General features: G+C 46.9%; 8 protein-coding genes. 2 read left to right on the top strand and 6 right to left on the bottom strand.

Going from position 1 to position 9,951, the window contains the following annotated elements; all coding sequences use genetic code 11:
- The 4 genes from E5S67_RS19065 to E5S67_RS19050 form a co-directional block, all read right to left on the bottom strand.
- Window positions 1–463 (bottom strand): leucine-rich repeat domain-containing protein (locus E5S67_RS19065; protein WP_172189874.1); only part of this gene is annotated, 463 nt, incomplete at its 3' end.
- Between the two features lie 32 nt (window positions 464–495).
- Window positions 496–2,961: an amino acid permease gene (locus tag E5S67_RS19060; RefSeq protein ID WP_172189872.1), complete on the bottom strand. Its 2,466-nt coding sequence runs from the start codon at window positions 2,959–2,961 to the stop codon at window positions 496–498.
- A gap of 231 nt (window positions 2,962–3,192) precedes the next feature.
- The gene (locus E5S67_RS19055; RefSeq protein WP_172189871.1) at window positions 3,193–4,233 is read right to left on the bottom strand and encodes an ABC transporter permease; all 1,041 of its coding nucleotides are present in this window, start codon (window positions 4,231–4,233) and stop codon (window positions 3,193–3,195) included.
- A 255-nt stretch (window positions 4,234–4,488) separates the two neighbouring features.
- Window positions 4,489–5,001 (bottom strand): adenine phosphoribosyltransferase, encoded by a 513-nt coding sequence (locus E5S67_RS19050; RefSeq protein ID WP_172189870.1) that lies wholly within the window; start codon window positions 4,999–5,001, stop codon window positions 4,489–4,491.
- Window positions 5,002–5,238: 237 nt separating this feature from the next.
- Here E5S67_RS19050 and E5S67_RS19045 point away from each other — a divergent pair, with 237 nt between their 5' ends.
- Complete coding sequence (locus E5S67_RS19045) at window positions 5,239–6,405, top strand: pyridoxal phosphate-dependent aminotransferase (protein ID WP_216670576.1); 1,167 nt, start codon at window positions 5,239–5,241, stop codon at window positions 6,403–6,405.
- Between the two features lie 320 nt (window positions 6,406–6,725).
- Here E5S67_RS19045 and E5S67_RS19040 read toward each other — a convergent pair whose 3' ends face one another.
- Together E5S67_RS19040 and psbO are read right to left on the bottom strand one after the other, a co-directional pair.
- Window positions 6,726–7,499, bottom strand: coding sequence for an RNA polymerase sigma factor SigF (locus E5S67_RS19040; RefSeq protein ID WP_172189869.1), 774 nt, complete (start codon window positions 7,497–7,499; stop codon window positions 6,726–6,728).
- Between the two features lie 462 nt (window positions 7,500–7,961).
- Window positions 7,962–8,804, bottom strand: coding sequence for a photosystem II manganese-stabilizing polypeptide (psbO, locus tag E5S67_RS19035; RefSeq protein WP_172189868.1), 843 nt, complete (start codon window positions 8,802–8,804; stop codon window positions 7,962–7,964).
- A 399-nt stretch (window positions 8,805–9,203) separates the two neighbouring features.
- On the opposite strand from psbO, the gene E5S67_RS19030 reads away from it, so the two are divergent.
- Window positions 9,204–9,566, top strand: coding sequence for a hypothetical protein (locus E5S67_RS19030; RefSeq protein WP_172189867.1), 363 nt, complete (start codon window positions 9,204–9,206; stop codon window positions 9,564–9,566).
- Window positions 9,567–9,951 lie beyond the last annotated feature (385 nt).

Genomic DNA, 9,951 nt, shown 5'->3' with positions numbered 1-9,951 from the left:
CGGTAATTCTATTACCCCAGAGATTCAGTGTGGTCAGATTGGTGAGCGAGCCGAGGAAGCTGATGTCGGTAATTCTATTACCCCAGAGATGCAGTGTGGTCAGATTGGTGAGCGAACCGAGGAAGCTGATGTCGCTAATTCGATTGTAGTTGAGATGCAGTGCGGTCAGATTGGTAAGCGAGCCGAGGGAGCTGATGTCGGTAATTTGATTGTAGTCGAGATGCAGTGTTGTCAGATTGGTGAGCGAACCGAGGGAGCTGATGTCGGTAATTCGATTGCTGTTGAGATGCAGTGTTGTCATGCTTGAAAGTATCTGCTCCGCTTCTTGTGCGTCATCAGTGCCAGCCTTTTTTAACAACATTTTAACTGTGTGCCTTGCCTCTTCTGAAAGACTGTCAATATACCTGCACCAGTCCGCAAAGCGGCTAAAACTAATTGATTCGTTTGGTTGTTCTTCTGACATAAAACACTCCGAGAGTACAAAATTAATTAGTTCTATACAGCTTTACGAAATTGTTGCCGGGTGGGAATCTGAATTATGAACTCAGTTCCTTGCCCGATCGTAGAAAAACACTTGAGCTTACCACGATGTTTTTCTGTGATGATTTGATAACTGATGGACATCCCCATGCCTGTCCCTTTTCCCACAGGCTTGGTGGTAAAGAACGGATCGAAAATGCGTTGCTGAATCTGTTCGGACATACCAACACCGTTGTCAGCGATCGCAATTTCTACCCAATCAGCTTCGATAGGTGACGTGCGAATCCTAATCTGCCCCGGATTAGCTTGGAGTTGTGCATAGGTTTTCCCGCTACCGCTTTCTTCGAGCGCATCGATCGCATTTGCCAGAATATTCATCACCACCTGGTTCAGTTGTCCGGGGTAGCACTCAACGTGGAGTAGGAGGCTGTAGTCCTTAGTGACCTTAATCTCTGGGAAATCGGCTCTGGCTTTGAGGCGATTTCCCAAAAGCAGGAGGGTGCTGTCAATCCCTGCGTGAATATCGACTGTTTTAAAGTCAGCTTCATCAAGACGGGAAAAGTTGCGTAATGACAGCACGATCTGACGAATGCGATCGGTGCCAATCTCCATCGAATTCAGGGTTTTCGGTAGGTCTTTCTGCAAAAATTCTAAATCGATGTCATCCACCATAGCTTGAATATCGGGAGACGTATTAGGATTCTCCTGCTGGTAAAGTTCAATCAGATCCATCAGATTTTGCGTGTACTCCCGCAAATGGGTCAGATTGCCGTGGATGAAATTAACGGGATTATTGATTTCATGGGCGACCCCTGCCACTAATTGCCCTAAACTTGACATTTTTTCTGCCTGCACGAGTTGCGTTTGGGTCTGTTGCAACTCCAGCAGCGTGCGTTCGACTTGCTCTCGGGCTTCAGTAATGGCAGCAATTTGAGGCAAACTGGTCCAACAGGCGATCGCCACTCCCACGAAGGCAACCGTCACTAACAAAATGCTAAACAACGCCACATATTGCCCCACACCCACCCGCTCTAAACCCGCTCTCACCCACCAGCCAATACTCAGCGCACTGCACACTAAACCAATTAAGATCGTGACCTGAAATGCCAACCAATCTGTTTTGCTGGTATCGGGTTGCTGGTGATACCGTTGCATCCACCCATCAGGATGGAACAGCGGGAAGTTCAGGCGCGGTAATTGAGTGCCTGCCACGCCAATCAGCCAAGGTAGCAGTAAGCCAATGGCTAAGTCCTGCCAGCTCCATGCCCACCCACCCACGACCAAAACAGCCGCTTCAAGGCCAAAGAAGCCCAGCGACCACCAGGGCCATCTGGTTTCTGGTCGTCGCCGGCTGACCCACTCGCCTAAGTGAATTGCCATCATCGAACTCAGGTAGCCGGTGCCCCCCACCATCACAACCCGTGCGACATCGCCCCACCACAGGCAAATCAGACTCAGCCCGAGGGTGGAAATCAAACTGGGTTCGAGCACTCCCCGGCGAGACAGCACGGCAAACACGGGTGGTAAGTAGCCATCTTTGGCTAACTGATACAAAATCCGGGGACTGTTAGAAACAGCAGTCGCAGAGCTGAGGAGACATCCTGACGCAATCAGAAAGGTGACGAGGGCGGGGGCGAATGTGCCCCAGAAGGGTTGGGTTGCTGCCACTAGATTGAGGTAGGCGCTATCCCCTAAGCCGGGATCTGTGGCTAACCGCATCAAAACCCACGATCCGCCGAGATAGACGATCGGAAGCAATCCCGTCGTCACTTGCAAGCACCGTAGGGTAACGCTGGGTTGGCGACTATCTGCCACAAATGAAGAAGCCGTTTCGCCACCATAAACCGCATAGACGGCGATAAAGAACCATTTCATCCAATCGATCGGAGAAACGCCTGCTCCCAGATCGGGCAGCACCCCAGGGCTAGCGGGAGCAAAACTTAACCAAGCCATGCCTTGGATACAAAAGGTGAGAAGAAACCCGATCGCTGGAAATATAAAGAAAGAGTGCAAAATACCTAGCGTGCGAGTTCCACTAAAAGCAACGATGAACGGCAGCACTGTAAACCCAATTCTGAATAGGATCTCTGGACAGGTAATCCCCAGTGGCGTCAGATTCGCTTTGATTAAATCGGTCAGAACGATCGCATTCATGGCTGGCACAGACGCCCAGCCGAACATATAACCAATCGCCCCATAGCGAGCCAAGTTTGGCAAGCGGTGGAGCAAGCGGGTCGTATAGTTTGGGGTGCCTCCAGCTACCTCTGGGAAGTAAGTCCCTAACCGCTTAACTTGCAGGTTTAGCATCATGCTAATGATTGTTCCCGGCAACCAAACCCAGATCGCCTGCGGACCTAGTGCGGCATTCATCGCAGGCGCAGTCCCTAACCATAAAAGCAACCCACTAAAGCCAAACCCCCAGGTTTCTTGTGAAGAAAGACTCTGAGGCAAGGGAGGTATTGAAACCGGATTGCGATTCATGATTCTCGTAGAAAAAGGACTAATGTAGACTCAAGTTTTCCCTGAAGTCACTGACTGTTTCATTCGCTACCAAAAAAATTAGTTCATCAACCACTTCTCTGGGATCTTCTTTATACTCTATACTCTCTAAATTATAAGGATTTGAAATCCTTCACAGTCCTGAAGCCTTGTGAAGGATTGAAATGACAAAAAATCATTCTCACTGCGTAAGTCCTGACTGAGTTAAGTCTACTATTTCAAATCTTCGAGCTTAATCCGAGGATCGACAGCTTTCAGCAGCAAATCCGCCAACAAATTCCCCACAATCAACATGGTTGCACCCATCATCAAACTGGCCATTACTAAATACAAATCTTGATTGTTCACCGCCTCCAAAGTAAGCTTTCCCAATCCCGGCCAATTAAAGAAAAATTCCGCAATAAACGCACCGCTCAACAAACTAGCAAACTCAAAACCCAATAGCGTAATCAACGGATTAACAGCATTCCGCAAAGCGTGAATGTAAATTACTCGATCGTCCGGCAAACCTTTCGCCCGCGCTGTTCGGATGTAATCTTGACGCAGCACGTCCAACAATTGTCCGCGCATCAATCTTTGCAAACCAGCAAAACCAGTAACGCTGAGGGCGACAGTTGGCAAAATTAAGTGCCAGCAGTAATCGAGGATTTGACCCCACCAAGGTAAGTCTGCGTGGTCGATACTTGTCATTCCTCCGACGGGAAACAGAGGCGAAGTATTTTGAGCAAAAAATAGCAGCAACAAAGCTGTAATAAAGCTGGGAAATCCCTGTCCGGTGTAGCTGACTACTTGCAAAACTCGATCGACTGTGCGGTTTTGATTGACGGCCGCGACAATTCCCAAAGGAATCGCGATCGCCCAAGTCACAAACATAGATGCGATCGCCATCAACAGCGTCGCCGGTACCCGTTCCCACAGCAGCGACGCTACCGATCGCTGATACACAAAACTCGTGCCAAAATTCCCCCGCGTTACAATTTGTTGCAGCCACAGCCAATACTGCACAATAGCTGGTTTATCTAAGCCGAACTGCTGTTCGAGTTGCTTGAGTGTCTCCGGCGAAATCTTCGGATTTTGGCTCAAAGTATCCAAGTAATTTCCCGGTGCTAGCTCAATAATTGCAAAACAAAGAGCCGATGCCAAAAATAGGGTTAAAAGTGCCTGCAACAGTCGCTTGACAACATAAGTAAATGTCTCGCCACCAAACAGAGAACTCAACCCTCGCCAATTTCGATTCAATTTAATAGAAGTCATAGGATTTTAGATTTTAGATTTTAGATTTTAGATTTTTGAATTGAACAATTGAAGAATTGAAGAATTGTGAATGATATTAATTCCGGTTGCATCGGAATGATTTAACCGCTATTGACGCAGAGATCGCAGAGTCAGAGAAGAGAGAGATGAATAATTCCGATGCAAAGGTCAAGGATATTATTTGTCAGTAGTTTTTACTCAGCAGTCAACTGTCAACTGTCAACTGCCAACTGTCAACTGTCAGCAGTTAACTAACTAATATTCAACTAGCGTGACGATCGGCACATCCGGCAATTTCTCCCTGCCGCCCAAAGCCTGCAATTCAATGATAAAAGCAAAACCGACAAGCTCGCACCCAGCTTGCTCCAACAATTTAGCCGTCGCCACCGCCGTTCCGCCAGTGGCGATTAAATCGTCCACAATCAGCACCCGGCTGCCGGATGTCATCGCATCTCGGTGCATCTCCAGTCGATCGACACCGTATTCCAATTCGTACTCAGCAAAATGAACCGCACCTGGCAGTTTCCCTGGTTTGCGGACAGGAATAAAGCCTATTCCCATTTTATAAGCCAAAGGCGCGCCAAAGATGAAGCCCCGGGATTCCATGCCCACCACATAGTCAGCAGACATTTCAGCGCATTTTTCGGCTAAGCTGTCAATGGTGTAGCTGAGACCTTGCGGGTCGCGCAGCAAAGTTGTAATGTCTCGAAACAGAATTCCCGGCTTTGGGAAATCAGGAATGTCGCGAATCAGAGATTTGAGATCCATAAGCTTGCAAATCGGCGTTGAGGGTAACGAGGCATCAAAAATGGTACAATAATAACGTCAAAATTTAAAATATTAAAAATAAAAATTAAAACTAAGAGCTTCTTTAATTTTTATTCTTTAATTGCTTAATCCTTTACGTACTATGTAAACAAATGTCATAATTCCCTAACAACAGGGTTGAATATCAAGATTTGTCACCCTAAGATCTAAAGTCAAAAATCTAATATCTAAAATCCAATGATTAAGTTGGCAGCACGAGTGGGCGAGGTTCCTCCTTCCATAACCTTGGCGATCGCAGCTAAGGCTAAAGCCATGAAGGCCGAAGGGATTGATGTCTGTAGTTTGAGTACGGGAGAACCAGACTTTGATACCCCCGAACACGTTAAAGCAGCGGCAAAACAAGCTTTAGACGAGGGGAAGACTAAGTACGGCCCTGTGACTGGGGAACCGCAGTTAAAAGCTGCGATCGCCCGCAAACTCCGCGACGACAACAACCTTAACTATCAACCTGAAAATATCATCGTCACCAACGGCGGCAAGCATTCGCTCTACAATCTGATGATGGCTCTGATCGATCCGGGGGATGAAGTAATTATCCCTGCTCCCTACTGGCTGAGCTATCCAGAAATGGTAAAACTCGCCAGCGGCAAGCCTGTAATTGTACGGACAGATGCTTCTACAGGATATAAAATTACACCGGAACAACTGAGTCGAGCGATTACTCCCAAAACCAAGTTATTTGTACTGAATTCGCCTTCTAACCCAACGGGAATGGTGTACACTCTGGCGGAAATCAAAGCATTGGCCGAGGTGATAGTCGATCGAGATATTCTAGTCGTTGCTGACGAAATTTACGAAAAAATTATATATGACGGCGCCCAACACGTCAGCATCGGTTCCTTGGGTCAAGAAATCTTCGATCGCACCCTGATCAGCAGCGGTTTTGCCAAAGCTTACTCGATGACAGGCTGGCGAATCGGTTATTTGGCCGGGCCGATCGAATTAATCAAAGCCACCAGCACCATTCAAGGTCACAGTACCTCAAACGTGTGTACTTTCGCACAGTACGGCGCGATCGCAGCTTTGGAAAGCAGCCAAGACTCTGTAGAAAAAATGCGTCAAGCTTTTGCCGAAAGGCGTCAGGTAATATTTGAATTGCTCGATGCTGTCCCCGGAATTAGCTGCATAAAACCAGACGGTGCTTTCTATATGTTTGTCAACATCAGCAAAACAGGAATGAATTCTCTGGAATTTTGCGACGCTTTCTTAGAACAGCAGCAAGTAGCAGTTATTCCGGGGATTGCTTTTGGTGCAGACGACCACATCCGCTTGTCTTACGCCACCGATTTAGGCACAATTAAAAAAGCCGTAGAAAGGCTCGATAAATTTGTCCGCAGCATCTAAAAATTAGTTAGTAGTCATTAGTCATTAGTTAGTAGTCATTAGTCATTAGTTATTTGTTCTTGGTAGCAACTGACTAATTACCGATCGCTGTTGACTATTGACTGTTGACTGAATACTGCTGACTGTTGACTGATACCAATTTTAAAAAGTATTGCTACAGTAATTCTCTTATATAAATTATCATTCATTCGCTCTCACCACCGGCCGGACACGGCAGTGCCGTTTCCCTACAGACGATAGCTGATAATTTATATCTAGCACTACTTTTCAGAATTGGTATAACTACTGCTGACCAATGACTAATGACTAATGACTAATAACTAAAGCTGTTTAGTCATAATCTCTTTGAGCAAATCCAGCCCCTTCTTAACTCGCCGAGAAACAGTCACCGCACTGATACCCAAGCGTTCAGCCGTTTCTTTCTGCGTCAAATCGTAGAGAAAAACAAACTCCAATATCTCGCGAGTCCGTTGTTCCAACATAGCCAAAGCTTGCTGTACGCGAATTTGATCCTCTTGCGCCAACTGAAAACTCCGATACTTGGTATCGGGAACCAATTCTCCGAGACAAGTAGCCCCCTCATCTTCATCTTGCATCGGCGCGTCCAAACTCAGAGGCGATCTGTTGAGATGGGCCAACTTAATTTCTTGCCATTCTTCTACAGAAACCTCAAGCACCGCTGCTACTTCAGCATCCGTAGGTTTGCGGTTGAACTGCACCTGCAAATCCTTGATCGCTGCTACAGATTTGCGTTCCAGGGACTGCCAGTGCCGGGGAAATCGCACAGAAGGGCTTTTGTCCCGCAAGTAGTGTTGAATTTCGCCCCGAATGTAGGGAATTGCAAAGGAACTAAAAGCGTGTCCCTTCGACATATCAAACCGCTCGATCGCCCTGATCAACCCAATACACCCTACTTGCAGCAAATCGTCGTAGCTTTCACCGCACTGGTTTAGCCAGTGGTAAACTTCTTTTCTCACCAGTCCAATATTCAGTTTAACTAACTGATTGCGGATTTCATTCGATCCCGAAAGTTGGTACTCGCGCAACAATTGCAAATTTTCGTTTTTTAGATCGTTGGGCACTGTGGTAGACATAGCGGCATAAGGGTTGGTAGAGGAGAGGACTGAGGTTGCTTTAGATCGAGTTTCCAATACAGTCTAAAATAATTCACTTTTAGGTAGTGTAATCCTAGCACTTAATAGGTGTGATAGCGGACACACCTTTTGAATTTTGGGAAGGTGCAGGGATTTAGGGCGACGATCCGAAGGCCTTCGGCAGAAGGCAGCATTTTACCAGGTAGAAGGTTTTCGGCACAATCCCGAATTTAACCAGGATTTTTTACCACTATATTATAATCTGAAAGCTGTTTAAATACAATACTTTAATTAATAAAAAATCCAAACTTAATCACTTGCGACTAATCACAATCAAATCATAAATTTAGTCATTAGTCAACAGTCTTAATTTATATTGGTCAAGACTGTTGGCTAATGAAGGGCGAGCAGTAGCTTTATGGCAAAAAACTGCTCAAGTTCGATCTATCCAGAAACCCAATTTTACGATACAGAAGGCTCAATGCGAGCGTAAAACAAACCCCGAATTTTCACGTCCAGAGCAGGTCTAGCTCCCAAATCAGTATCAGAAGGCTGCGTGCTCTCAAAAATCCCGCCAACTTCGCCAGTGGCGCTGTTGACTTTAGCAACTTGGAGAGAAATTTTGCCTGCCTTGGTGCGGGTGTCAGCCAGCTTTACATTAGAGCGGTTCAGTTTGGAATTGTCAGTAGCCGGAAGCGCTACAGCATTATCGTAGCCAGTCGCTACCCCGCGAGCTTTAGGGTCTAAAAAGCCTGCGCTGCGGTAAGAAGGAACGTTAAAGTCCCCTCGCAAATCGGTGGAAGTATTGATAGCAACCACTCCCGGTTCGGAACTGGCCACTAGCTGTTTAATGGTAAACAAGAAAGGTACTTGCTCTCCGCCCGGTAACTGAATCGTAATAGCTTGAAAATCCAAGCCGTCTTCTTCTGTGAAAGTCAGAGTTCCGTCAGTACCGACTTTGAGCGTACCTTGAACTTGGTCAATGCTCGACGTGAACCGCGTCAGCAATTTACCAGGCACAAATTCCGCCTCTTGGCGTTTGTTTGCTGGTTCTTCCTTCACAAAAAAAGTTGTGGGCTGCAAACACAAACCAGTCAGTTTATAGGTGCCGTCCGCTTCGAGGGGGATCGATCCCCGAGAAGTTTCTGCCAAGCTAGGGCAGTTATTAGCCAATCCAGTACCTCTAATCTCGTCGTAGGTGAGCAACTCGGTAGTCGCCACCGTCGTGTCAGAAGCAGAAGAACAAGCAACCAGCGCACTCATGCAAAATGCTAAAAGTGCAACAATTAAAGCACGATATTTCATTGCAAACCTCAATATCCAACATCGGATTATATTAAGAAAAAGCCTTACTTCGAGCAAAATATAATTGCCCGCCGGCAGGCTACGCCAGCGCTTTGGGCAGCATTTAGATCCAGATCGCTCGCTTCACCGAGACCGACATTGACTCAAAAAATCAAGCTAGTCCAGTGAAAATAAGCAAGAACTTATGATTTCTCAATCATGTTCGGATCGCAGCCCAATACACATGGTACGACGGGTTGTGCTCTTTTCTTGGCTTGGACTGCAAATTAATATTGCTTAAGTCAACCTACTTAAGTTACTTTGCTTATGACCCCGAATGGCGATCGCGACTAGCTCGATTAGTCGGCTGACCAAAAGGCTGGGGACAAACGCCTTGTAGATTTCAAAGGAAGCAGCAGTATGGACAACGGCAAAGATTTAGAGTCAGAAAAGTTGCAGTCTCAAATGCAATCGCTGACAGAGGCGATTCGGACTTTAGCCGAAAGTTGTCAGGGAGACAGTCTGCTGCTTTTGGCCCTGCTGCGGACGCTGGAAGCTTCGCACCGGGAAATTCGGGACGGTTTGTTTCAAGCGTCTTTTCCCGACAACCGCCAAGCACTTTACAAACTACTCAAGAATATTGAAGCCAATGGTGGCTGGCCTTACATCCACCGCATGAAACTTCGATCGCTCTTGGGGTACACCCAACAATTATCTCCCCTAGAAGATTCTCCAGCCGAGTTGCCAGAAGACTCGGCCGAGACTCCACAAGACGTTAAATAGTTTTGAGTTTTGAGTTATGAGTTTATGTAAAAATCACAAACTCATAACTGATCTGGGCGATCGCACCTAGAACCCAAAAGGTGTAGGAGGTAAGGGTATCGGGTTCGGCACCGTCGGGAATATCGGCATCTGCCCGCCGGGCATTGGCAATAGTCCGGGAGTCGGCGTCGGGGGGATCGAACTAATTGACAGCAGGGGCGAATCAGGCACGCTAACTGTCGGCGGAGTCGGAATCCTCGAAGCAGTCGGCGTCGGAGTCGGTGCTGCTGTGGGAGTCGGAGTCGGAGTTTCCGTGGGAGTCGGAGTTGGAGTTGGAGTTGGAGTTGGAGTTGGAGTTGAAAATTAAGTAGGAGTATGAGTTGAACATCTACTAGAAAAAGAAAAT

Origin of the sequence: Microcoleus asticus IPMA8, from assembly GCF_013179805.1 — a bacterium.
GTDB lineage: Bacteria > Cyanobacteriota > Cyanobacteriia > Cyanobacteriales > Microcoleaceae > Microcoleus > Microcoleus asticus.
This window is presented reverse-complemented; position numbering and strand designations above follow the sequence as displayed.

Excerpts from the sequence above, each read along its gene's own strand:
- E5S67_RS19060 (WP_172189872.1), bottom strand. The coding sequence starts at position 2,961 with ATGAATCGCAATCCGGTTTCAATACCTCCCTTGCCTCAGAGTCTTTCT.
- E5S67_RS19055 (WP_172189871.1), bottom strand. The coding sequence starts at position 4,233 with ATGACTTCTATTAAATTGAATCGAAATTGGCGAGGGTTGAGTTCTCTG.
- E5S67_RS19050 (WP_172189870.1), bottom strand. The coding sequence starts at position 5,001 with ATGGATCTCAAATCTCTGATTCGCGACATTCCTGATTTCCCAAAGCCG.
- E5S67_RS19045 (WP_216670576.1), top strand. The coding sequence starts at position 5,239 with ATGATTAAGTTGGCAGCACGAGTGGGCGAGGTTCCTCCTTCCATAACC.
- E5S67_RS19040 (WP_172189869.1), bottom strand. The coding sequence starts at position 7,499 with ATGTCTACCACAGTGCCCAACGATCTAAAAAACGAAAATTTGCAATTG.
- psbO (WP_172189868.1), bottom strand. The coding sequence starts at position 8,804 with ATGAAATATCGTGCTTTAATTGTTGCACTTTTAGCATTTTGCATGAGT.
- E5S67_RS19030 (WP_172189867.1), top strand. The coding sequence starts at position 9,204 with ATGGACAACGGCAAAGATTTAGAGTCAGAAAAGTTGCAGTCTCAAATG.